The organism is Salinispora sp. CH2A1_6 (assembly GCF_056820975.1).
This window is the reverse complement of the sequence record NZ_JBXEDG010000003.1, coordinates 461,832-484,558: the sequence shown is the minus strand read 5'-3', so window position 1 is coordinate 484,558 and position 22,727 is coordinate 461,832. Positions and strand designations below refer to the sequence as shown.

The 22,727-nt window shown below is 71.6% G+C and carries 24 protein-coding genes and 1 pseudogene; 12 read left to right on the top strand and 13 right to left on the bottom strand.

Translation table 11 applies throughout. The features are described 5' to 3' along the window. Positions 1–86 precede the first annotated feature (86 nt). Positions 87–2,465, top strand: a complete 2,379-nt coding sequence (locus AC1UKG_RS07080; RefSeq protein WP_482642656.1) for a CDP-alcohol phosphatidyltransferase family protein — start codon at positions 87–89, stop codon at positions 2,463–2,465. Here the strand turns inward: AC1UKG_RS07080 and AC1UKG_RS07075 are convergent. Then, positions 2,425–3,324, bottom strand: coding sequence for a siderophore-interacting protein (locus AC1UKG_RS07075; RefSeq protein WP_018742250.1), 900 nt, complete (start codon positions 3,322–3,324; stop codon positions 2,425–2,427). The genes AC1UKG_RS07080 and AC1UKG_RS07075 overlap by 41 nt on opposite strands. 257 nt (positions 3,325–3,581) lie before the next feature. On the opposite strand from AC1UKG_RS07075, the gene AC1UKG_RS07070 reads away from it, so the two are divergent. Then, positions 3,582–5,075, top strand: a complete 1,494-nt coding sequence (locus tag AC1UKG_RS07070; protein WP_018742249.1) for a hypothetical protein — start codon at positions 3,582–3,584, stop codon at positions 5,073–5,075. Between the two features lie 73 nt (positions 5,076–5,148). Here the strand turns inward: AC1UKG_RS07070 and AC1UKG_RS07065 are convergent, their stop codons facing one another. From AC1UKG_RS07065 to AC1UKG_RS07055, 3 genes are read right to left on the bottom strand one after another with little or no spacing between them, the layout of a single operon-like run. Then, positions 5,149–5,706 carry a GerMN domain-containing protein gene (locus tag AC1UKG_RS07065; RefSeq protein WP_018742248.1) on the bottom strand — a complete coding sequence of 186 codons (558 nt, stop codon included), beginning with the start codon at positions 5,704–5,706 and terminating at the stop codon, positions 5,149–5,151. After that, a complete protein-coding gene (locus AC1UKG_RS07060; RefSeq protein ID WP_026271129.1) occupies positions 5,703–7,055 on the bottom strand; it encodes a sensor histidine kinase in 1,353 nt (450 codons plus the stop codon). Before AC1UKG_RS07060 ends, AC1UKG_RS07065 begins: the two co-directional genes overlap by 4 nt. Further along, on the bottom strand, positions 7,052–7,726 hold the full coding sequence (locus AC1UKG_RS07055; protein ID WP_018742246.1) for a response regulator transcription factor: 675 nt from the start codon (positions 7,724–7,726) through the stop codon (positions 7,052–7,054). The genes AC1UKG_RS07060 and AC1UKG_RS07055 overlap by 4 nt, the downstream gene beginning before the upstream one ends. Positions 7,727–7,898: 172 nt before the next feature. Here AC1UKG_RS07055 and AC1UKG_RS07050 point away from each other — a divergent pair, with 172 nt between their 5' ends. From AC1UKG_RS07050 to AC1UKG_RS07030, 5 genes are all read left to right on the top strand, one after another. Next, a complete protein-coding gene (locus AC1UKG_RS07050; RefSeq protein ID WP_018742245.1) occupies positions 7,899–8,243 on the top strand; it encodes a hypothetical protein in 345 nt (114 codons plus the stop codon). Beyond that, entirely contained in the window at positions 8,240–8,767 is a 528-nt protein-coding gene (locus AC1UKG_RS07045) for an STAS domain-containing protein (protein ID WP_018742244.1), read from the top strand. The genes AC1UKG_RS07050 and AC1UKG_RS07045 overlap by 4 nt, the downstream gene beginning before the upstream one ends. A gap of 72 nt (positions 8,768–8,839) precedes the next feature. Beyond that, the gene (locus tag AC1UKG_RS07040) at positions 8,840–9,139 is read left to right on the top strand and encodes a BON domain-containing protein (protein ID WP_018742243.1); all 300 of its coding nucleotides are present in this window, start codon (positions 8,840–8,842) and stop codon (positions 9,137–9,139) included. A gap of 469 nt (positions 9,140–9,608) precedes the next feature. Beyond that, positions 9,609–10,049, top strand: a complete 441-nt coding sequence (locus AC1UKG_RS07035; protein WP_018742242.1) for a hypothetical protein — start codon at positions 9,609–9,611, stop codon at positions 10,047–10,049. A 71-nt stretch (positions 10,050–10,120) separates the two neighbouring features. Beyond that, positions 10,121–10,504, top strand: coding sequence for a hypothetical protein (locus AC1UKG_RS07030; protein WP_018813399.1), 384 nt, complete (start codon positions 10,121–10,123; stop codon positions 10,502–10,504). Positions 10,505–10,573: 69 nt separating this feature from the next. On the opposite strand, the gene AC1UKG_RS07025 is transcribed toward AC1UKG_RS07030, so the two are convergent. Further along, entirely contained in the window at positions 10,574–12,100 is a 1,527-nt protein-coding gene (locus AC1UKG_RS07025; protein WP_475889389.1) for an FAD-dependent oxidoreductase, read from the bottom strand. A 49-nt stretch (positions 12,101–12,149) separates the two neighbouring features. Between AC1UKG_RS07025 and AC1UKG_RS07020 the strand changes: the two genes are divergently transcribed. Beyond that, positions 12,150–13,712, top strand: a complete 1,563-nt coding sequence (locus AC1UKG_RS07020) for an FAD-binding oxidoreductase (protein ID WP_482642657.1) — start codon at positions 12,150–12,152, stop codon at positions 13,710–13,712. Between the two features lie 35 nt (positions 13,713–13,747). Here AC1UKG_RS07020 and AC1UKG_RS07015 read toward each other — a convergent pair whose 3' ends face one another. Both AC1UKG_RS07015 and amcA read right to left on the bottom strand, forming a co-directional pair. Beyond that, positions 13,748–14,056, bottom strand: coding sequence for a hypothetical protein (locus AC1UKG_RS07015; protein WP_482642658.1), 309 nt, complete (start codon positions 14,054–14,056; stop codon positions 13,748–13,750). Continuing rightward, on the bottom strand, positions 14,053–14,217 hold the full coding sequence (gene amcA / locus AC1UKG_RS07010; protein ID WP_475889384.1) for a multiple cyclophane-containing RiPP AmcA: 165 nt from the start codon (positions 14,215–14,217) through the stop codon (positions 14,053–14,055). The genes AC1UKG_RS07015 and amcA overlap by 4 nt, the downstream gene beginning before the upstream one ends. Before the next feature lie 418 nt (positions 14,218–14,635). Between amcA and AC1UKG_RS07005 the strand changes: the two genes are divergently transcribed. Then, entirely contained in the window at positions 14,636–15,973 is a 1,338-nt protein-coding gene (locus tag AC1UKG_RS07005; protein ID WP_482642227.1) for a hypothetical protein, read from the top strand. Then, a complete protein-coding gene (locus tag AC1UKG_RS07000) occupies positions 15,970–16,545 on the top strand; it encodes a flavoprotein (protein WP_482642228.1) in 576 nt (191 codons plus the stop codon). The genes AC1UKG_RS07005 and AC1UKG_RS07000 overlap by 4 nt, the downstream gene beginning before the upstream one ends. A 12-nt stretch (positions 16,546–16,557) precedes the next feature. Here AC1UKG_RS07000 and AC1UKG_RS06995 read toward each other — a convergent pair whose 3' ends face one another. The 6 genes from AC1UKG_RS06995 to AC1UKG_RS06970 all read right to left on the bottom strand — a co-directional run bounded on the left by AC1UKG_RS06995 (position 16,558) and on the right by AC1UKG_RS06970 (position 21,965). After that, on the bottom strand, positions 16,558–17,166 hold the full coding sequence (locus AC1UKG_RS06995; protein WP_018813403.1) for a TetR/AcrR family transcriptional regulator: 609 nt from the start codon (positions 17,164–17,166) through the stop codon (positions 16,558–16,560). Positions 17,167–17,191: 25 nt separating this feature from the next. Beyond that, entirely contained in the window at positions 17,192–18,082 is an 891-nt protein-coding gene (locus AC1UKG_RS06990; protein WP_018742234.1) for a bile acid:sodium symporter family protein, read from the bottom strand. Between the two features lie 75 nt (positions 18,083–18,157). Further along, positions 18,158–19,039 carry a hypothetical protein gene (locus AC1UKG_RS06985; protein WP_482642229.1) on the bottom strand — a complete coding sequence of 294 codons (882 nt, stop codon included), beginning with the start codon at positions 19,037–19,039 and terminating at the stop codon, positions 18,158–18,160. Between the two features lie 75 nt (positions 19,040–19,114). Beyond that, entirely contained in the window at positions 19,115–20,773 is a 1,659-nt protein-coding gene (locus AC1UKG_RS06980) for an ABC transporter permease (protein ID WP_482642230.1), read from the bottom strand. Further along, positions 20,773–21,681, bottom strand: coding sequence for an ABC transporter ATP-binding protein (locus AC1UKG_RS06975; RefSeq protein WP_018742231.1), 909 nt, complete (start codon positions 21,679–21,681; stop codon positions 20,773–20,775). The genes AC1UKG_RS06980 and AC1UKG_RS06975 overlap by 1 nt, the downstream gene beginning before the upstream one ends. 116 nt (positions 21,682–21,797) lie before the next feature. After that, entirely contained in the window at positions 21,798–21,965 is a 168-nt protein-coding gene (locus tag AC1UKG_RS06970; protein ID WP_196230258.1) for a hypothetical protein, read from the bottom strand. Between the two features lie 87 nt (positions 21,966–22,052). Between AC1UKG_RS06970 and AC1UKG_RS06965 the strand changes: the two are divergent. Further along, positions 22,053–22,553 (top strand): annotated as a pseudogene (locus tag AC1UKG_RS06965) (aminotransferase class I/II-fold pyridoxal phosphate-dependent enzyme); the annotation flags it as partial. Then, positions 22,552–22,698, top strand: coding sequence for a hypothetical protein (locus tag AC1UKG_RS06960; RefSeq protein WP_018813405.1), 147 nt, complete (start codon positions 22,552–22,554; stop codon positions 22,696–22,698). The pseudogene AC1UKG_RS06965 and the gene AC1UKG_RS06960, both read left to right, overlap by 2 nt. Positions 22,699–22,727 lie beyond the last annotated feature (29 nt).

The following is a 22,727-nucleotide window of genomic DNA, read 5'->3' as shown; positions in this document are numbered from 1 at the left end:
GGTTGCTCCTCTCCGCGGCACCGGCGAACCGGAGCGACGCGCCGTCCGTAGGCCCTGTCAGAGTTGTCGATCATAGACGCGGAGGCGTGGTGGCCACGATTCGGAGCGGTCCGCTGACCGGACTGTCCGTTCAGATTCTCCTGTTGGTCGGGCTGGCCGGGACGGTGGGGCTCGGCGCCGTCGGTTGGTTCGCCGGCCTCGCGTACGGGCTGGTGCTGTGCCGGGCGCTCAGTCACGGTCTGCACCGGGCAGCGAGGAACCTCGGGCCGGCCGACCGGGTGACGCTGACCCGGGCGGTGCTCATCGGAGCGGTCGTCGCGCTGGTGGCTGACGGGCTCACCGGCCGCCCGACGCCAGTCGGGCTGCTCACCGCTCTCGCCGCGGTGGCGCTGTCGCTGGACGCGGTCGACGGGTACGTGGCCCGGCGCACCGGCACCGAGAGCGCGTTCGGCGCCCGGTTCGACATGGAGATCGACAGCATCCTGGTGGCCGTCCTCAGTCTGCACGTGGCACCCGTGGTGGGGCCCTGGGTGCTCGTCCTCGGTGCGATGCGGTACCTCTTCCTCGTCGCCGGCTGGGCCCTGCCCTGGCTGAGCGGGCCGCTGCCGCCGCGCTACTGGCGGAAGGTGGTCGCCGCGGCCCTCGGCGTGGTGTTGCTGGTGGTGACGTCCCGACTGCTGCCGAGCACGGTCGGCGGGCTGCTCTCGCTGGCGGTGTTGGTGCTGCAGCTGGAGTCGTTTGGCCGGGACGTGGCCTGGCGGTGGCGGCACCGGGACCGCACGCCGGCGACCCCGCTGGCGACGGCACCCACCGAGGCAGCGCGACTGCGCTGGCCGGCATGGTGGCGGCGGGTACCCGCCACGCTGGCGGTGCTGCTGGCGTTGGTCGCCCTCACCGTGCCGCGGCAGCCCAGTCAGCTGGTACCGGCCGCGCTACTGCGGATCCCGCTGGAAGGTCTCGCGTTGGCGGCTGTCCTGCTCGCCGTTCCCACCCGGTTACGGCGGCCGGTGGCCGCACTGGCGGGGACGCTGCTCGGGCTGTTGGTGGTGGTCAAGGCCGCCGACCTGGGCTTCCACACCACCCTCGGGCGGCCGGTCGACCTGGCCCTGGACTGGAGCCTCCTCGACGAGACGTTCACCTTCGTCAGCACCTCGGTTGGCCGGGGGAGCGCGATCGCGGCGTCCGTCGGCGCCGGCCTGCTGGTGGTGGCGCTGCTGACGGTCACCACCTGGGCGGTCCTCCGGCTGAGTCGGCTGCTGACCGGGCACCCGGACAACGCGCGGCGGGTACTCACGGGCCTGGTGGCGCTCTGGCTGGTGACGGCCGCCACCGGGGTACGGATCGTCCCTGCTCTCCCGGTGGCCGACGCGGCCACGACCGACCTGGTCCGGGCACACGCCGCACAGGTGCAGGCACGCCTTCAGGACCGCGCGAGCTTCCCCGACCGGGTGAACATCGACCCGTACCGCCTGGTCCCTGACGATCAGCTGCTGACCGCGCTGGAGGGCAAGGATGTCCTGGTCGCCTTCGTAGAGAGCTACGGGCGGGACGTGGTGCAGGAGCCGGAGTTCGGCACTGTCGAGGCGGTGCTCGACGAGGGGCAGCGGCGGCTCTCCGCCGCTGGCTTCGGTACCCGGAGCGCCTTTCTCACCTCGCCCACCGCCGGAGGGGGCAGCTGGCTGGCCCACGCGACGCTCCTCTCCGGGCTCTGGATCGACAACAACCAGCGGCACCGTACGCTGCTGGCCAGCGATCGCACCCCCCTCGGCGCGGCGTTCCAGCGGGCTGGTTGGCGGACGGTGGGGGTGATGCCGGCGGTCAACCAGCCCTGGCCGGAGGGGGCCTTCTACGGCTACGAACGGTTCTACGACGAGTACCACCTCGGCTACCAGGGCCCCCGATTCGGCTTCGCCCCGATGCCCGACCAGTACACCCTCTCCACCTTCCACCAGCGGGAACTGGCCGGCACCGATCACCGGCCGGTGATGGCCGAACTGGCACTGGTCTCCAGCCACTCGCCCTGGACCCAGATTCCGAGGCTGGTTGACTGGGACACCGTCGGCGACGGCCGGGTGTTCCACGACGCCAGCGAACGCAGCTCGTCAACGCCGCCCCGCGTCGGGTACCGCCGCTCCATCGAGTACACCCTCGGCGCACTCATCTCCTACGTGCAGCGGTACGGCGACGACAACCTGGTGCTGATCGTGGTCGGCGACCACCAGCCGGCACCAGTGATCACCGGTCCGGGCGCCAGCCGGGACGTACCGGTCCACCTCGTCGCCCGCGATCCGGGCGTGTTGGCACGGATCGACGAATGGGGCTGGCCGGACGGGCTCTCTCCCGCACCGGAGGCTCCGGTGTGGCGGATGGACGAATTCCGGGACCGCTTCCTGGCCGCCTTCTCCCCCGCCCTCGCCGCATCGGTCAGGCCGGGTCGGGGCGACCGAGGCGCCAGTAGCCCATGAAGGCCACCGCCCGGCGATCCACGCCGCGTTCGGTGACAAGATGACGACGGAGGGTGCGGATGACGCCCGCCTCGCCCGCCAACCAGGCGTAGAGCGGGACCGGGGGAACGGAGCTGGGCACCTCCCAGAGGAGCTCCGCGTCCAGGTTGATCTCCGCGACCGGCGTCCCGACCGACGGGCCGGACATCAGCTCCGCGGCCGCGGCCGACACGGCCGGCACGAGTCGGGCGCCGTGTGGGTGCCCGCCCCGGGCCAGCCAGCGCACCGCCACCCCGGGTGGCGCCGCCACCGACTGCACGTCGTCGACCTCGGGCACCTCCAGCAGCACCCGACCACGGGCGGTGACCGGGAGCCGTTCCAGGATGGCGCAGATCGCCGGAACGGCCGTCTCGTCGCCGGCGAGCAGAAGTTTCGCGGCGGCCGGTGGCCGGAACTCGACACCGCCGTGTTCGCCGTCGTAACCCGCATCCGGGCCGACGATCGCGACCTGGTCCCCGGGTTGCACCCGGCACGCCCAGCGGGTCGCCGGCCCGCCGTCACCGTGCAGAACGAGGTCGACGTCAACCTCGGAGAGCTCGGGGCGCGCGGCGCGGACGGTGTAGGTGCGGATCGGGTTGCGCTGGCACTCCGGCAGTGCGCGCCAGCGGGCGTACCAGTCCGGACCCTCCGGCAACCCGGCTCCCCGTTCACCCGGCAGCGGGAATGCGAGCTTGACGCGCTGGTCGTAGCCGTTGTCGGCGAAGCGGTCCAGGTCCGGGCCGGTGAAGGTAACCCGCACAAACGACGGGCCGAGCCGACGCACGGCGCGAACCTCGACGGTGAACAGCCGCCAGGGCGCAACGGGCAGGGTCTGGGTCATGATGCCTTCCGGGGTCGGACGTGGGAACCGGTCCCGCGCCGCACTCGACCCAGTTAGGTTAGCCTTACCTTGACCGCTGTCAAGTGGAGATCGACGCAGTCGACCGGCTCGACCGGCCGGCAGTTCGCCATCGCTGCCCCAAGGGCGGGGCAGGTCTTCAGCCCACACCCCGACGGCGGTAGCGTGTCGCCACACCGTTGCCCGTGGGGTGGCCCCCGCCCCGGCGTGGCGCCAGCGATCGTACGGAGGGTGCAGCCATGTCCCACGGCGACGAGTCGTTCGCGGCCAGCGACTACAAGGTGTCGCGGCCGGCTTTCGACGTCACCATGCGCGGGTTCGACAAGCGGCAGGTGGAGCGGCACCTTGACCAGCTCGACGGCGAGCTGCTCCGGGCCGTGACCGACCGCAACCAGGCACAGGTCCGAGCCGAGGCACTGACGGCCCAGCTCGCCGACCTGGAGACGGAGGTCGCCGAACTACGCGAGCGGCCGGCCCGGGTCGACCGCGCCGCGTTCCGCGATCTGGGACCGATGGTCGAAGAAATCCTGGCGCTGGCCGAACGGCAGGCCGACGTGATCGGCGAGGCGGCCGGACAGCGGGCGGCCGAGCTCACGGCAGAGGCGGAGCGGACGCTCACTGACGCCCAGGAACAGGCGACCAGCACGATGCGCGACTTCGAAACGGAGTTGGCTGCCCGGCGCGCCGAACAGGAGCAGGTGGACGAGGAGCGGCGGGCCGCCGCCCAGGCCGAGTTGGCCGAGATCCGCGCCGCCGCCGACCAACTGCGGGAGGCGGGCGAGGCCGCCCACGAGCGGGCCCGGCAGGAGGCGATCCGGGTTGACGAGCAGAGCGCCCAGCGGATCGAGCAGGCCCGGGCCGAGGCCGAGGCGTTCCTCAGCTCCGCCCGCACCCAGATCCAGCAGGAGGTGCAGGCGGCCCGGACCCGAACCCAGGAGGAGCTGACCCGCTGGCAGTCCACTGTGGAAAGGGAGCTGGCCGACAAGCGTACCGGCGCCGAGCAGGAGCTGACCGAGCAGCGAGCCACAGCCGAACGGGAACTCGCGGCCCAACGCACCGCCGCCGAGCAGGAGATCGCCGCGCTCATCGCCGAGGCGCAGGAGTACGCCGCGAAGGTACGCCAGCGAATCGATGAGCAGGCCGCCAGCCACCAGCAGCAGCTCGCCGCGGTGCAGCAGGACATCCGCGACCGCCGGGAGGGACTCGGCCGGCTCCAGTCCGAGCTGGAAGCCGGCCAGCAGCAGCTCGCACAGGTCCGCCAGGACGGCAATGCCATCGATCAGGAGCTGATCAAGCAGCAACAACGACTCGGCACGACCCGCCGGGAGCTCGCCGACGAGCTGCACCGGCTGGAGGAGGCACGGCGCGCGGCCGACTACGCCGACCAACACGCCAAGGAGGTCAGGTCGCGGGTCAAGCGTGAGGCGAAGCGGGTGGCCGACCTGGCCGCGGCGGCGGTCATGGCAGCCGCGACAGGCGGTGCCGCGACCGCGGAGTACCCGCAGGTAGTCGCCCGCAACGCCCCCGCCAGCGGCGACGCACCAACACCAGCAGCTGGCCAGCCGCACAACTCGGCCGACGGCCAGCAGCCAGAACAGCCGGACGAGGGCACCGGTGGCGCAGCCGGCGACGTCGGACACAACGGCGGCGGGACATCGGAGCTGCCCGGCGCCACCTCGGTACACCGCGACGAGCCGACCCTGCCCGGCGAGACGGTACCGGTCGCCGGCTGATCGCCACCGCTGCGGTGCCGGACAGCTCGACCACCACCGCTGCGTCGGTACCGGACAGCTCGACCGCCACCGCTCAATCCGAGCCGGACAGCTCGGCGTAGTCGGCAGCGGTGAGCGGCCCCTCCGACAACGACCCGTCTGCGCGGGGGACGCCCAGCGGCTCACCGTCGCGCAGGAACGACACCGCGTCAACCTCCGGGCGAGCGGTGAGGGTGCAGACGATCTGGCCGAAGGCGAAGACCTCGTCGCTCCGACCGGCGCCGTCCGCCACCGACGGCACGTCCACCTCGGCCCGCGTCCCGGTGAGGCGGATGCCGGCCACGGTGACCGCGCCGAAGAGCGCGGTGGCCAGCCCCTCGGCCCGCTCGGCCTCGTTCGGACCGGCCAGCAGATGCTCCAAGTGCTGGTTGACCGTGGGCAACAGGTCGAGGCGACGGCGGACCAGGACCAGGCGGTCATCGCGGACGAAGTAGAGCGCTTCGGTGAACCGGCCGGCCGGGTCGGAGACCGCCGTACCCGGGGTCGGGAACGGCCCGTACGGCGCCTCTACCGCCCGTGGCCCGTCGTCGGTGGGTACGCCGCAACCCGCCAGCAGCACGAGCAGCGCGGCCACCGCCAGGCGGGCGTTCATTCCATGCTCCCGGGCAGCTCCACCCGAAACCGCGCCCCGCCCCCGGGTCGGTCGGTGACCGTCGCGTCTCCGCCGTGGGCGGTGGCGTGCTGCGCGACGATCGCCAGGCCGAGCCCGGTGCCATCGGTGCCCCCGCGGGCGCAGGCGGCGCGGCTGCGAACGAAGCGGTCGAAGATCACTGCTCGGTCGGCCACCGGTACGCCCGGACCGACGTCGTCCACCTCGACGACGCCGGTGGTGCCGACGGCCGACAGCCGGATGGCGACCGGGCCACCGCCGTAACGGACCGCGTTCTCGAGCAGGTTGACCAACAGCTGCTCGGTACGCCGCCGGTCCACCCGCCACTCCGTCGGCGTGCCGGGTTCGGGCCGCACCAGGTTCTCCGGCAGTCCCCGACTCTGGCACACCTCACCGGCGAGCGCGACGATGTCCACCGACTCCCGCTGGGCGGGCTGGTCGGTACGGGCCAGCTCCAGGAGATCGTTGACCAGCTGCTGGAACCGGCCGATCTCGTCGGCCACCAGCCCCGCCGCGGTCGCGGTCCGTTCGTCGTGGTGTCCCCGCCGACTGGTCAGCACGCTCGCGGCGGCGTAGAGGGTCTGCAACGGCGAGCGGAGCTCGTGGCTCACGTCGGCAGCGAAGCGCCGGTCCCGCTCGATCCGTCTGGCCAGTTGGTCAACCATATCGTTGAAGGAGGTCGACAGACGGGTCAGATCCGGGTCCGTGGCCGGCGCCAGCCGGGTCGTGAAGTCGCCGGCGGAGATCCGCTCGGCGGCGTCCGCGACGGCGGTCAACGGACGCAGACTGTGCCGGGTCGCGTACCAGCCGAAGGCGGCGCCGGAGCCCGCCACCATGATCGCCACCGCGGTCAACGCCAGCGCGAGAACCTGGAAGGTCTCCTCCAACTCACGTAGGGAGGTCAGCTCGTAGTAGCTGGCACCGTCGGGCAGGGGCACCCCGACCAGCAGTGTCGTATGCCCGGCCAACCGGACCCGCTGCACCCCGGGCTGTCCGGCCCGGACCTGCTTCTGCAGTTCCGCCGGAACGCTCGTCGCCGCCGTCTCGGCGGTACGCCCGTACCAGGAGCCGTCGAGGTGGAGCAGGGGTCGCCGGGAGGTGCCGGTGTCCAGCGAACGGAGCACCTCGACAACGTCGGGTTCATCGGTATTCAGCCCGATGCGGACAACCCCGGCGTCGAAGTAGGCCGCCCGCACCGCCGTGCGTTCCCGCTCATCGAGCAGGCTGCGCCGGGTCAGGTCATAGGAGATCAACGCCATCGACGCGGCCAGCAACGCGGCGCCGACGGCGAACCCCGCCGTCACCCGCGCGCGGAGCCCGAGATGTCTCATCGCTGCAACTTGTAGCCGAGGCCACGGAGCGTAACCAGGTGTCGCGGGTTACCCGGTTCCGCCTCGATCTTCTGGCGCAGGCGCCCGACGTGCACGTCCACCAGGCGCTCGTCGCCACTGTCGTATTCCCATACCCGCTGTAGCAGCTGCTGCCGGGACAGCACCCGCCCGGCATGCTCGGCCAGCTCGCAGAGGAGCCGGAACTCGGTGCGGGTCAACGGCACCGGCTCGCCGGCACGACGCACCTCCCCCGCCTCCGCGCTGATTTCCAGGTCGCCGATAACCTGCACCGCGAGCGGGGTAGCCACCGCCCGGGCACGCCGTCGCAGCGCCCGCAGCCGGGCGGACAACTCCTTGATGGCGACCGGTTTGACCACGTAGTCGTCGGCGCCGGCCTCCAACGCGGCGACGATGTCGTGGGTGTCGTCCCGGGCGCTGACGACCACTATCGGGACATCGTCGTCGCGGCGCAGCTGACGGATCCCCTCAAATCCATCGATACCGGGCAGCATCAGGTCGAACAACACGTTGTCGGCCGGATCGGACCGCTGCATCCGCAGCCCCTCCTCGGCGGTCGCCGCCCCCCGCGCGGTGTAGCCCTCCTCTTCCAGAGCGAGCAGCAGCGCCAACCGGATCCGGTCGTCGTCCTCGATCACCAGTACCGCGGTCATTACGGCATCATCCCCGGCGCCCCGGCGACCACCCACTCCGGGGCAGCCGACAGATTGTCATCTGACTGTCATCCAACTGCACCGGCCGCTACACGACCCGCTTAGAGGGTGAGAGGCGTGTCGGGCCGTTCGTCGCGCCAACCCGGCCCCTTCCCACCGAGAGGAGGCAGCAGTGACCGGCAACGCCCTCATCCACGCCCTCGTCATCGGCGCCTCCGTCGGCTTGCTCGGGCGGTTCGTTCTCCCGGGCCGGGACGCTGCCCCGGCGTGGCTGGCCATCGCCGTGGGTGTCGGCGCCGCCCTGCTCGGCACCATCATCGCCCGAGTCGCTGGCGTCGATGTCGCCGCTCCCTCCGTGCTGCGGCTGGCCGTGCAGGCTGGCTTCGCCGGCGCCGCAGTTACCCTCGCGGTCGTGACGGCGCGACACACGCCAGGGCCGACCAGGCGGTCCAGTCGCCGGTTGCGGGCCACCGGCGACCCCTCGACGCCAGCGGACCAGGAAGGGAACCAACCATGACCGTCGTGCCAGACGACAACATGATGACCCTGATCTGCGATGGTTGCGGAGAGACCGCCGCCAGCACGGCCGTCGTACTGCCCGACGACGAAGTGGTCTGGACACTCGTATCCGAGCATGGCTGGAGCGGATCTCCGTTCGCCACCGGTCCACACCGATGCGCCGGATGCACCCCGCCCCCACCCGGCCAAGGCGTTCCCGTCCAGCCGCTCGGGGATCCCGACCATGACGAGGTCACCGAGGCCGCCACGACGGTGGATCCGCTGCGCACCGCGCTGAGCGAGGCCATCGAGCACGAGGGGCGCGTCGTCGTTGACCTCTCCGCCGTTGAGCAGATCGACTCCACCGGCCTCGGCTTGCTCGTCCGGGCCCGGCAGGAGGCTCGTCAGCGCGGCGCGGAGCTGTGCCTCCACGCGCCCTCCCGGTTCGTGTTGACCGTGCTACACACGATGCGCCTGGACACCGCCTTCCCCGTCGTGACCAACCAACCAGACACAGCTAACGAACCCAAGGTGCTGGTGTGAGCAGCGGACGGGCGCGTCGCGACCCGCGACCGACCGCACCTCGCTGCCAGCTCCAGCGATGAGGACTGCCACATGGTCTTGCCCTGGCCCCCACCCGAGGACGACCCCTTCCACCCCGCCTGGGACCCGGCGGCACACCACGACGAGGACGCTCGGCTCGCCGCGATAGCCGCCCAACGGCTCAGCACTGATTGGACGACGCGCCGCCAGCAGATCACCGTCTCCGTGCAGAATCGAGTGATCATCCTGGCCGGCCTGACCGCCGACCTCGAAACGCGGCAGGTCGCGGGCGAACTCGCGTGGGATATCCCGGGCGTGGCTGACGTGTGCAACACCCTGCGAGTAGCGCAGCATGGACGCCGACAGCGCTGACCGTGAGCGACGAGGGCAAGCTGACCATGGACGAACTGAAGCCGCTCTCAGGGTTTCCTGCCGTTGGCAAGGTACGGCCGGTCGGGCAAACTGGGTCGGCCGCCGCCTAGAGTGATACCGAGGGGAACCAAGTTGTTCTGGTCGGGCTGCCGCCACCGGCGCCCGCGCTCGCCCTGGTCTATCTCGGCACCCGCTTCGCCCAGCCGTGGCTGACCTGGGCCGGGGTGCCCGTCGGCGTGCTCACCGGCATCGTCGTCGCCCGGGTGCTGGGCGGTCTGGCGAGTCGCCACTACACCCCTTCTGACCTGCAGTTTTGTCGGATCTCAGCATCTTTTGGGCGACAGCTCCGCCGGGTGATATGACTGAGTTATCGGCAATCAATGACGCTCGTCGTCATCCCCTCCTCGCGCAGCGCCGGTCCGAGCGTGTCCCTGAGACCGGCTCGGCGAGTGACCCTTGAGGAGCTGCGGTGCGGAAGAAGCTGATCTGGCGGAATCGACGGCCCTTCGAGAACGCTGTCGTCTTCACCTCGCCCATGTGCGGCACGGTGATGCTCGTCCTGGGGGCGCCACCTTCGTTGGGGGTCGCCATGCCGCAGCCGATCCGCATCGGCTGGCAGCTGGGGCTGATCGTCGCCGGCCTGATCGGCATCGCCGGACTGTTGTGGCCAGGCCGGTACGCCACCGGGCTCGGGCTGGAACTGGCGTCCATGCTGATGCTCGGCACTGTCACCAGCATGTACGCGATCACCATGGGGGTGGGTGGCGGTCTGGCGGCCGTCACCTCCGTCGGCTTCCTCACCGCGGTGGCGCTCGCTTCATGGTGGCGGGGCGGAGAGCTCCTACACGATCTGTACCGGCTGGTCGAGCCGCAACGCCCAGCCCCGGACCTGGCTGGTGAGTTCCCATGACACCCCCACCCCCGCCCCCACCCCCACCCGCGACCGACGCAGCAGCTGCCGCCCCACAGTGGCTTCAGGTCGTGCTGTCGGTACTCGGCGTCCTGGGCGGCGCCGGCGGATTCGCCACCATCGCCGCGGTGGTGGTGAAGCGGGGGAAGTTCCGCGCCGAGGCGGCTGGTGTGATCACCGATTCCGCCCTGACCCTGGTGCAGCCGATGCGGATCCGGATGGCCGAGTTGGAGGCCGAGGCGCAGACGATCCGGGAGCAGCTACGCGCCTCGAACGAGCGAAGCCGTCGACTCCAGGCCAGCATCGCCCACCTTCGCACCACACTGGACAGCTGGTACGCACTGATCTTCGCGCCGGACGCCTCCCTCCAGTCGATCCGACACGCAGTCCGCGAGGACCGCCGACGCACCCGGACGGCGGGCGAGGTCGGGGCCGAGCCGACCGGTGACCGATAGCCGTCCCGGTCGGGCTGGTCCCCGTGGTGTTCGCGCTCGCCACCGCGGGGGTCGGCGACGCGACGCCGTTCACTGGGTCGCGGCGAGCTCAAGGACCTCACCCGCCACCGGCAACGCCGCGTCCCGGTAGGCAGGAACGAGACCGAGACGGGTCCGCCGGTCCAACAGGTCATCAACGGTACGGGCGAGTTCGTGCCGGGCGGCCCAGAGTAGCTCGGCGCCGGTGACCGGGATCTCTGCGCCGATCGGCCGGTGGAGATGCGCCGGCGCCTGGGCCAGGACATGGACCGCCTCGACCCCGTAGCGGGCGACCAACCGCCGGGGGGCCGGGACCCGTGCCAGGTGGGCGGGGCTCGCGGCGCCCGGGAGCGGGAGCCGGCGAGTACGGCAGGCGCCGGCGGCCAGGTTCCGACGACGCACCGCGGTGTCCACCGCGTCCTCGGCCATCCGCCGATAGGTGGTGAGCTTTCCGCCGACAACACTGATGATCCCGTCTGGGTCGTCGATGACGGCGTGCTGTCGGGAAAGATCGGCGGTACGGTCGGCGGCGTCGGCGAGCAGCGGCCGGAGCCCGGCATAGGCGCCGACGACGTCGCCGCGGTGTAGTGGCCGGTCGAGGACGCCATTGAGCACGTCGAGCAAGAACGCGATGTCGGCCTCGGTGGGCTCCGGTACGTCCGGGATGGGTCCGGCGAGTGGCTCGTCGGTCAGCCCGACGTAGACCAGGCCATCGGGCTGGGGCAGCACGAGGACGTAGCGGGTGAACTCGCCGGGGACCGGGATGGTCAGACCGGCCCAGAGCCCATCCAGCGCTGCGGCGGGCAGCACGAGGTGGGTGCCGCGGGAGGGCCGCAGGCGCACGTGTGGGGTCAGGCTGCTTGCCCAGACACCGGTCGCGTTGATCACGGCGCGGGCGGCGATGCGCACGGTCTCCCCGGTACGGGTGTCCTCGACGGTGGCGCCGTCGCCGTGCAGGTCGACCACGCGCGCACGGGACAGGATGCGGGCGGAGCGCGCCGCCGCCGCACGGGCCAGACCGACCACGAGCCGGGCGTCGTCGCAGAGCTGACCGTCCCAGGACAGCCGGGCGCCGCGGAGGCCGACTCGGCGCAACGCCGGCGCCATCGCGCCCGCCTCGGCCGGGCCGAGCCGCCGCGTGCCCGGCAGGGTCCGACGGGTGGTCCCCACGCTGACGCGTAGCAGGTCGCCGACGCGGAGCCCAACCGCCGCGGCCCGGTCCCGCCAACCAGCGGTGTAGTCGGTTCTGGGCAGCAGCATCGGCAGTGCCCGGATCAGGTGCGGGGCGGTGCGGGTCATCAGGACGTGACGTTCGACCGCGCTCTCGTGGGCGATGCGAACCTGACCGTGGGCGAGGTAGCGCAGTCCACCGTGGACCAGTTTGGAACTCCAGCGGGACGTGCCGTGGGCCAGGTCCTGGGCTTCGACGGCGGCCACGGAGAGGCCACGGCTGGCCGCGTCCAGCGCCACGCCCGCGCCGGTGACGCCGAGCCCGACGACGAGGAGGTCAACGGCGGCACCGTCGGCCAGTTCGGCGAGTTCCCGGTCCCGGCGCGGCCCGGTCAGCGTGGCGTCCATGCCCACACCCCCTTGCAAAGAAGTGACACTGGATGTCACTGTGTCACACATGAATGGAGCTGGGGAAGACGCCGACCGATGGACCCGCTGGGGGTCGGCCTCACGAGCACAACCCCTGCCGGACTCCGCGTCGGAGCTCCTGGCGCAGCTACTGGAGCTGACACCCGGGCCCCCAGCCGTACCCCTGCCCGACGTCGCGATGCCCGCGGCCGAACCCGGCGGCGCGGTCCTGGCCGCACTCCGGGAGACCGTCGGCACCGAACACGTGCTGACCTCCCAGCCGATCCGGGCCCGTCACGCGACCGGCCTGTCCACACCCGACCTACTCCGACGGCGCCGGGGCCGGCTCCACCACGCCCCACAGGCGGTGGTCCGCCCGGCCGACCACGCCGAGGTCCTCGCCCTACTCGAGCTCTGCTCCCAGCACCGGGTGGCCGTGGTCCCCTTCGGTGGTGGCACCTCGGTCGTCGGCGGACTGACACCTACCGCGCCGGCCCACGTCACCATCGACCTGAGCCGGTTGGACCGGGTCCTCGCCGTGGACGCCATCTCCCGCACCGCGACCCTCCAGGCGGGACTTCCCGCCCCCCGCGCCGCCGAGTTGCTCGCCGAACACGGACTCACCCTCGGCCACGTTCCGCAGTCCTACGAATACGCCACCATCGGTGGCTTCGCCGCCACCCGCTCCTGCGGGCAGGCGTCAACCGGGTACGGCCGCTTCGACGACCTGGTGACCGCCCTGACCGTCGCCACCCCCCGCGGCACCATCCGGGTGGGACGCGCCCCCGCCTCCGCCGCCGGCCCCGACCTGCGCCAGCTCTTCCTGGGCAGTGAAGGAAGCCTGGGCGTCATCACCGACGTCACCGTGCGGGTACGACCGATCCCGGCGCAGACCCACTACGAGGGCTGGCGGTTCGACTCCTTCACCGCCGGGCTGCACGCCATCCGGAAACTGGCACAGGACGGGCCGCAGGCCACGGTGCTGCGGCTCTCCGACGAGGTCGAGACCCTGGTCGGGGCGAGCGGTCAGAGCCAGTCCGACGGCGGCTGCCTCCTGGTCATCGGGTACGAGGGCGAGCAGGTTCACGCCACCGCCGAGACGGCCGCCGCGGTGCTGGCGGCGCAGGGCGGCCAACCGCTGGGCGCCGAGCCGGGACGGCAGTGGCTGCAGCACCGCTTCGACGCTCCGTACCTGCGCGACGCGCTGCTGGACGCGGGGGCCTTCGCGGAGACCCTGGAGACCGCGGCGTACTGGTCTCGGCTGCCCGAGGTGCACGAGCGGGTCCGGGCGGCGATCCTGGACGCGCTGCCGGAGGGCGCGCTGGTACTGGCGCACGTCTCCCACGTCTACGAGACCGGCGCCTCGCTGTACTTCACCGTGATCTGCTCCCCCGGCTCCGATCCGATCGACCGGTGGCGCACCGCGAAGGCGGCGGCCAGCGACGCGATCGCCCGCGCCGGGGGCACCATCACCCACCATCACGGAGTCGGCACCGACCACCGCGACTGGTATGCGGCCGAGATCGGGGAGCTCGCCGTTGACCTGCTCCGCACGGTCAAGCGGCAGCTGGATCCGGCCGGCATCCTCAACCCCGGCATCCTGGTGCCGTAGCCGTACCAGCTCGGTGCTGGGCCACACCGAGCCGGCTAATCAGCGCGGGATGGGCACGCCACCCGGGCAGGCCAGCCGAGGAACCGGTCGAACAGATCGGCGGCGCTGCCCGTGACGCTCGCGTTGTGCCGGTGCAGGTCGTCGATCGCGTCGTGCAGGCAGCCAGCCAGGTAGAGGAACAGGCTCACCCGCGCTTCTCGATACTCAGCCAGGAGCGCAAGCTTCGCCGCGCCGCAGGGCCACGGCTGCCCGCATCGGTGGCACAGCCAGAACGGACGCAGCGGCAGATGCTCCGACGACATCTTCGGCCCGACCGCAACCGGAGGCACGCCATGCCTGCTCATCGACGCTCGCTGTCCCGCGCCTGACGCTCAAACACGATCCGCCACACGTGCGTCAGCAGTGGCGGATCAGCCGAGCACGGCCGCGTCGATGCCGGGACCGGCGCTGTGCGGTCTGCCGTCAGTTCGCCGGTCGCAGCGTACCGAGACACATACGTCGTCATCGCCGGCATCCGAACAACGCGTGTGCGCGGTGGGCTTGCCGGCATGCCGGCAAGCCCACCGCCGTCGGCCGGCGGCTGGGAGCAGACCGCCGGTCACCCACCCACGCAGCCCCGCTGGCGGTACGCGAATGGGGAGTCACCGTGCGGTCGACGGAGTGCCCGGCACAAGCCCTGGCCGGTGGTTTGGGTCCCATTCCGACCTGTCCCCGATCGACACGTCCATCTGGATCTCCCTGCCGTAAGGTTGCCGCTGGCCCACCGGCGCACCGCTTGGATCGGTTGCGTCGGCACAACCAGGCTGGCCCAGTCGGCGCACGGCCGGAATGTCTCGGCGATGCACCCGCGGTGCACCTACCGTCACCCCATGTGCGGCTAGCATCACCTCCACCGATGACTGTCCGTTCCGGAAGGACGTGCAATGGCGACGGTGACGACCTGGACCGGCCGGGACGCCAACGCGCTGCGACATGCGTTACGGATGAGCATGACCGGGTTCGCCGAGCACCTCGGCGCGGCGCGGCGGACCGTGGCCAAGTGGAGCAGCCAGGGCGACAAGGTGCTTCCCCGCGCCGACATGCAGGCCGCGCTCGACACCGTGCTGTCCCGAGCCACACCTGAGGCACGGGAACGCTTCGAGGCCCTGCGTACGGTGGGCACCAGCGGTACAGCTGCGGGTGCCGCACGGCCGGGTGCCGGCGGGCATGCGGATACTGGCGATGGCGGAGACCGCGACTCGGATTCTGGGGGTGAGGTGCGACGGAGAGCCCTCCTACGCGGAGTAGCGATCGGCGTCGCTGCCATGCCCAACGTCGCTCCATTGCTCGACGCGCTCTTCTCGCCCGCTCCCGCAGCGGATGCGGCTCTCACCTTTCCGCAGTTCTCCCGATCCGTCGCCGCCGCCAAGGTCGACTATCAGGCCTGCCGGTACGAACGGGTACTCGACCGACTCGTGATGCTATTGCCCTGCCTCGAAGCGGTGCGATCGGGCGCGACGGGTGAGCAACGGCAACGCGTCGAGGTCCTGGCAGCTGACCTGTACCACGTCGTCGGCAGCGTCCTGCTGAAAGTGGGCGACCGCGGGCCGGCCCTGGTAGCAGCCGAACGGAGCACCCGCGCCGCTGCCCTGAGCCAGGACCCGGTGGCGATTGCCGCGAGCGCCCGGATCATGACCCATGCGCTGATGGGCAACGGCCACGACGACCAGGCAGTCACCCTCGCCGCGAAAGCGGCCGACTCACTCGACCGGGACACCCGCCTCGCGTCGACCGATGCGGTGGCCGTCTACGGTGCCCTCGTCCTTCGAGGGGCCATCGCCGCCGCCCGCCGAGACGACCGGGACACCGCCTACGCGATGCGCGATGGAGCGACCCGCGCCGCGACCCACCTCGGCTACGACGGCAACGATCGGTGGACCGGTTTCGGCGCCGCCAATGTCCTGCTCCACCAGGTCACCATCGCGCTGGCCCTCGGCGATGCCGGCACCGCCATCGCGGTCGCCCGCACCGTTCCTCTCGACAAGGTGACGCTGGTAGAACGCCGGGCATCGCTGTATGTGGACGTGGCACGCGCCTACACCCAGTGGGGCCGCTACGAACACGGCCTCCACGCGCTGCGCAACGCCTACGAGGTGGCACCCGAGGAGATCCGCTGTCGGCCGAACGTCCACCGCGTCGCCAGCGACCTCGCCATTCTCGCCACCGGCTCCACCCGCACCGCCGCTGTCGACTTCGCCCAGAGCGCCGGGATCGCGCGGTGATCGGCGGACACCTCCAGATCGTTGTCTGCGGCGCCGGCCCGGCGACCAACGCAGCCCAGCTGGTCAAGGCCGCACAGGGCCGATCCTGGACAGCCACGGTCACCGCCACACCGAGCGCGATGAACTTCATCGAGCCGCAGCCACTCGAGAGCCTCACCGGCCATCCGGTCCGGTCGACCTACCAATCGTCACCCGGCACCCGCCGGTCGCTGCCCGCCACCAACGCCCTGGTCATCGCCCCCGCGACCTACAACTCAATCAACAAGATCGCCCTCGGTCTGGCGGACAACTACGCCATGACCTCAGTCGCCGAGCTGATCGGCAGGCAGGTACCGACCGTCGTCGTCCCGTTCGTCAACGCTGCCCTCGCCGCCCGGGCGCCGTTCCGGCACGCCGTGGCCAGCCTCCGCGACGAGGGGGTACACGTCCTACTCGGCCCCGACGACCAATGGGAACCGCACCCGCCCGGCAGCGGCAACGAGCGGCAGCAAGCGTTCCCCTGGACAACAGCGTTCACGACAGCGGTCCGGCTCGCCCACGAACCTCGACCGCCTGCTACCGGCCACCTCTGAGCATGCAGGAGATCAGCGGGATGAGTTCTGGTCCGGCCGCAGGTAGCCGTCCACCAACCGGGCCAGCTCCCGGTCCAGGCTGGCGGCGGAGAGACCGTCGGCGACGGTCCGAGCGGAGAGCACGAAGGACTGCGTGGTCAGCAGGACAACCCGGGCCATGGTCTCGGCCTCGCCGGACCGGACCGAGCCGTCGGCCCGGCCATGGGCGACGGCGTCCACCAGGAAGCGCAACATCTCCTCCTGGCCCGCACCCCGCCGGTCGAGGAGGTACGGGATCAGCACCTCCGGATCAACGTCGCGGATCTTGCACAGCAACGGGTGTTCCCGCATCACCCGCGCTCCCGCCACCACCCGCTCGACCAGGCGGGATCGGGCGTTTCCGGTGCCCTCGTCGGTCGCCGTGGCCAGCAGCACATGCTGCCACTCCCGGGTCATCAGATCGCCGATCAGCGACTGCGCGTCCGGCCAGCGCCGGTAGACGGTCATCCGGGAAACCCCGGCGCGACGCGCCACGTCGGTCACGGTCGTGCGACGTACGCCATAGGCGAGGACACAGTCATGGGCGGCGTCCAGAACCGCGTCCTCGATGCCACGCTCGCCGGTCCTACTCCGCTCCACCACGCCGAATGTCTACCATCCCCCGCTGCTACGGATTCTGGCCAACCGGCCCCTCCGACCGGGCTCTGGTACGGGTCACCAGAAAGCCGAAGGCCGCGGCGGTGAAGAACATGACGATGCCGTAGACCGCACCGGGGATGGCCATCCGGGTGTTGTCGAGCAACGCCGGGCTGAGCGCGACGGTGATCGCCAGGGTGCTGTTGTGGATGCCGATCTCGAATCCGGACGCGGTCGCGGCGCCCCGATCAACCCCGGCCAGCCGGGGCACCCCGTAGCCGACCGCGAGGCTGAGCACGTTGAACGCCAACACCACCAGACCGACCGAGACGAAGTAGTCGGCGAGATTCTCCCGTTCGTTCAGCACCGCGCCGACGACCACCGCGACGAGCACCACAACCGACAGGACCCGGACCGGCCGGTCCAGGCGTACGGCGGCGTGGGGCGCCCGGGCCCGGATCAGCATGCCGATCACGACCGGGATGAGCACGATGGCGAAGACCTGCAGCACCTTGTCGAACTGCAGACCCAGGCCCCCGCTGTCGGCGAGGAAGTACGCCGCCGAGAGGTTGACCACGATCGGCAGGGTGACCACGGCCAGCACCGAGTTGATGGCGGTCAGGGTGATGTTGAGGGCGACGTGCCCGCCGAACAGGTGGCTGAAGAGGTTGGCGGTGGTGCCCCCGGGCGATGCGGCCAGCAGCATCATCCCGAGGGCGAGCTCCGGGGCCAGGCCGAAGGCGAGCACCAGCCCGAAGCAGAGCGCCGGTAGCACCAGCACCTGACACACCAGGGCGATGAGGGCGGCTTTCGGATATCGGGCCACCCGGCGAAAGTCCGCCACGGTCAGCCCGAGGCCCAGGCCGAGCATGATGATGCCGAGTGCGACGGGCAGTCCGATCAGGGTCAATGCCGAGTCCATGGCAGCACATGATCAACCCTCACGTTCGCCGCCGCAATCCCCCGGGCGGCTCGCGCTGCCCGGCCTGGGCCCGCGTCAGCCGTTGGCCACGAGGTCCCCGCAGCTCGTCTCGTTCGGCAGCAACGGTCGCAGCTGCACCGTCCAGCTCTTGCCGTCCGAGGTCCACGGCGCCGCCGCGGTGCTCTCCTCCGCCGCCGCGAGCAGCGTCTGCAGCTCAGCTCCGGTGACGGTCACACAGCCCGGCCCGTTGTCGGAACCGAGGGGCTCGCCGGGCAACGTCGGCCCGGGCCAGGCCACCTCGGGCTGGCCGAGGCCCTCGGGGTCGGTGAACGGTACCGCGACGCCCGCGACCACGGTGGGCACGTAGGGCTTCGCGCTGTCCCCCTTGGTCGGCGCCAGCAGACCCGAGTCGCTGGTGAGTGACGCGACGAACGCCCGCAGCCGCGTCCGGGCCGCCCGCTGGTCGGCGGTGAGGCCGTACGCGCCGTCGCCCGCCTCGGTGAGAGCCGGGACGTCGATCTGCTCGGTGCCGTTCGCGCCACGTACCGTGAATCGGGCTGTCTGGGCGTCGGCGATCGTCGGAGTGCCGAAGTCCACCGCGCCGTCCACGCCCGCGGCCCGCGCCGACTCCAGCAGCGTCGACACGGCCTCGGGGGCGATCGGGTGAACCTGGAGGTTGGGCAGCGCGGGCCCAGGATAGATCAGGATCGTGGGGCCCTCGCTGATCACCCGCCCGTCACCGTAGACGCTGATGGCCGGGATGCGGCTGGCCAGCGCGGACGGCATCCCGAACCCACCGATGGAGGTCATCTGGAACACCACCGCGTCAGCGGGGTGCGACCCCTCCGGCTGGCCGGGACCGTCAGCGTTGGCCGCCTCACCCTGCGGGCCGCAGGCGGTGACGAGCAGGAGCAGCGACACGGCGGGCGCCGTCCAGCGGAGTCGACTATTGGTCATGTCGGATCAGACGTGGCCGGGCGCCGGAAGGTTCCCGTGGGGCGACGATCCCTCGCCGCCCCACCGGCCATCCGGTCAGGTGCGACCGACCACGTCCCGCCGGAACACCAGGCGCGCCACCTGGGCGGTCACCGCGGCAAGCCCGGTTAGTACCAGGACCGCGACCACGCTGACGTCCTCCAACGGATGCTCGCCGACGTGCGCGAAGGGTGACAACCGCACGGCGCTGGTGGGAATCTCGAGGATCGGGGCGAAGTACCCGACAATCAGCCCGTAGCCGAGCACCACCCAGATCAGCGGCAGCACCCGCGGCACCATCGCATAGAGCAACGCGGCGGCGGCGAGGAGCAGCCAGACCGCCGGGGTGTGCGCCACGTGGCCGAGCAGCAGACCACCGAAGGACCCGGCGTCGCCGGTGCTCACCGCCGCCCCAACGCCCATACCGGCGCCAGCGACCAGCAACAGCCACGGTACGCCGACCGCCGTCACCACGAGGTGGCTGCCGATCCAGGCCGAGCGGCTGACCGCCGTCGCGAGGACCGACTCGGCGCGCCCCTCGCTCTCTTCGGCGCGCAGGGTCTGCAGGGCGAGCACCGCGTAGACCCCGACGGCGAGGGCCATGGTCAGGCCCATGGTGCCGAGGTAGCCGTCCAGCAGGTTCTCCGCCCCGCCCATGATGGCGACCATGTCCTCGGGGGCATCGGTGAACCCGTCGAGCAGTGGTTGGGTGAACGAGCCGTAGGCGAGGCCGGCGGCGAGCAGTCCCACAGTCCACCCGATCAGGCTGGCCCGGTGCAGCCGGAACGCGAGCGCGAGCGGCCCGTCCAGCCAGGCCGCCGCCCGGGCCGGGCCCGGGCGGGGCGGCACGAGCCCGGCACCGAAGTCCCGGCGGACGGAGAGCGCGTACCCGGCGGCAGCGGCGGTCGCCGCGAAGGCCAGCGAGATCACCAGGGGCCACCAGCGGTCGTGCACGTACGGCGCGGTCTGCTGGGACCAGCCGAGCGGGGACAGCCAGGACAGCCAGGACGCGCCGCTGCCCTGCACTGCCGCCATGTCACCCAGCCCGCGCAGCACGAACGCGGCTCCGAGCAGGGCACCGGCCGTGCCGGAGGCGGCCCGCGGATACTCCGACAGCTGAACGGTGACGGCCGCGACTCCGGCGAATACCAGCGCCACCGCACCGACCGCGGCGCCGAACAGCAACGACCCGCCGAGGTCGTAGCCCCGGCTGGCCATCAGGCCACCGATCAGGGCTGCGACGACCACGGCCATCGTGGTGGCGAGCGCCAGCACGGCGGTGAGCTGGGCGTGCCGGCCGACCACGTTGGCGCGGATCAACTCGGCCCGACCGGAGCGCTCCTCCACGCGGGTGTGCCGCACGACGGTCAACAGCCCCATCAGGCCCGCGCCGATGGCCACGTAGAGGCCGTACTGCCCGGCGAGGAAACGCTCGATGGTCAGGTCGTCGAAGCCGAATCCCGGGCCGCCGAAGAGCGCACCGGCCGGGCTGCCGGAAAAGGCGGTCAGCCCCTCCAGGTCCGCCGGGCTCTCGACGAAGGTCTCCAGCGCGGTGGCGAAGTATCCCATCAGCAGTGCCAGGCCGAGGGTCCAGGCCGGGAAGCGGATCCGGTCGCGGCGCAGCATGAACCGCAGCAGGGTGCCGGTCCCGGTGACCCGGCCGCCGCCCCGGCCGCGCGTCGCGACCACCGGACGGCGCACCATCACGGTGGCCATCACGCCACCGCCCCGTGGCGGGCCGGCTCATCGCCGTAGTGCCGCAGCAACAGCTGTTCCAGGGTCGGTGGCCGGACGGTCAGCCCGCGTACGCCGAGGTCGCCGAGCCGCCGGATGACGACGGCGAGGTGATCGCCGTCAACCTCGAAGCGGACGTGCCCGTCGATGTCCTGCAGCCCGTGCACGCCGGCCAGGGTGGCGAGCGAGGCGGCCGGACTGTCGACGATCGCGTCCACGGAGGTCCGGGTCAGGTGACGCAGTTCGGTCAGGGAGCCGGTCTCGACGATCCGCCCCTGCCGGATGATCGAGATCTGGTCGGCCAGCACCTCGACCTGGGCGAGGATGTGGCTGGAGAGCAGGACGGTCCGGCCGGCCACGCAGGCCTCCCGGATGCACTCCTGAAACACCGCCTCCATCAGCGGGTCCAGCCCGGCGGTCGGCTCGTCGAGCAGCAGCAGGTCCACGTCGCTGGCCAGCGCCGCGATCAGGGCGACCTTCTGCCGGTTGCCCTTCGAGTAGGTCCGCCCCTTCTTACGCGGATCGAGGTCGAAGCGTTGGCACAGCTCGTCGCGGCGAACCGGGTCGGTCCCGCCGCGCAGGCGGGCGAAGAGGTCGATCGCTTCGCCGCCGGTCAGGTTCGGCCACAGTTCCACGTCGCCGGGGACGTAGGCGAGCCGGCGGTGCAGTCGCACCGCGTCGGCCCACGGATCACCGCCGAGTAGCCGGACCCGGCCGCGGTCGGCGCGGAGCAGCCCCAGCAGGATCCGGATGGTGGTGGACTTGCCGGCACCGTTGGGGCCGAGGAAGCCGTGCACGGTACCGGTCTCGACCTGCAGGTCGAGACCGTCCAGTGCCTTGGTGCGGCCGAAGAGCTTGTCGATGCGTTGAATGTCGATTGCCGTGGTCATGGTCGTAGACCTCGTTCGGGGGAGGACCCGGGCACGGTGAAGCCCCAGGGTTGGTCTGATGTCGCCGGTCACGCGGAGGGCCACGAAGAGTCGGTGGGTGGCCGCCGTGGAGAAATTCACGCCGGGGGGCGTGACAGCCGGTACGCAGTTCCTTTTGCGTCGCCCGCCGCGGGCGGATCCGGGACGTACATCAGATAGTCGTCGAGCATCGAGCGGTCGACGTGCAGCCCTTGGGTGGAACGCCCGAGGGCCGGCGTCTCGAAGCCCCCGCCAACCGATGCCACTCCGCTAGATTAAACAGTCGTTCAATGGTTGGGCAAGCGCATAGCGGCCGACAGTCCACCCGCCGCCGGACGCCCTAGGTTGGGCTGATGTCCCGCCCCACGCCCTCCGCCGATCTCCCCACCGCCGCACCGAACCCGCTTGCCCAGCTCACGCTGGACCAGCTCCGGCGACGCACCAGCGTGAAGTGGGGCAGATACGCCCCGGACATGCTTCCGCTCTGGGTGGTGGAGATGGACGTCCCCCTCGCCCCCGCCGTTACCGACGCGCTCCAGCGCGCCATCGCGCTCGGCGACACCGGCTACGCCCACCCGACGGGGTACGCGGAGGCGTTCGGCGAATTCGCCGCCGAACGCTCGGGCTGGACCGACTTCTCCCCCGGCCGAACCGCGGTGGTACCCGACGTGATGCTGGGCATCGTCGAGGTGCTCCGGCTGGTGACCGACCCCGGCGACACCGTGGTCGTCTGTTCCCCCGTCTACCCGCCCTTCTACGCGTTCGCCCGCCACGCCGGACGGCAGGTGGTCGAGGCCCCGCTCGGAGCCGACCTACGAATCGATCTCGCGGCCCTCAAGGAGGCCTTCCGGCGTGTCCCTCAGCTCCGGGAACGCCTTCGGCACTGGTGGAGCGGGCTGGGTCCGACTGAACCTCGCCACCTCCCCCGCCAACCTCACCGACGCCGTCACCCGGATGGGTCGGGCCGCCCAGGAGGCGGGAGCCGCCGCCGCAAAGTGATCCCCCACAGTTGGCGACCCGAAACGGCG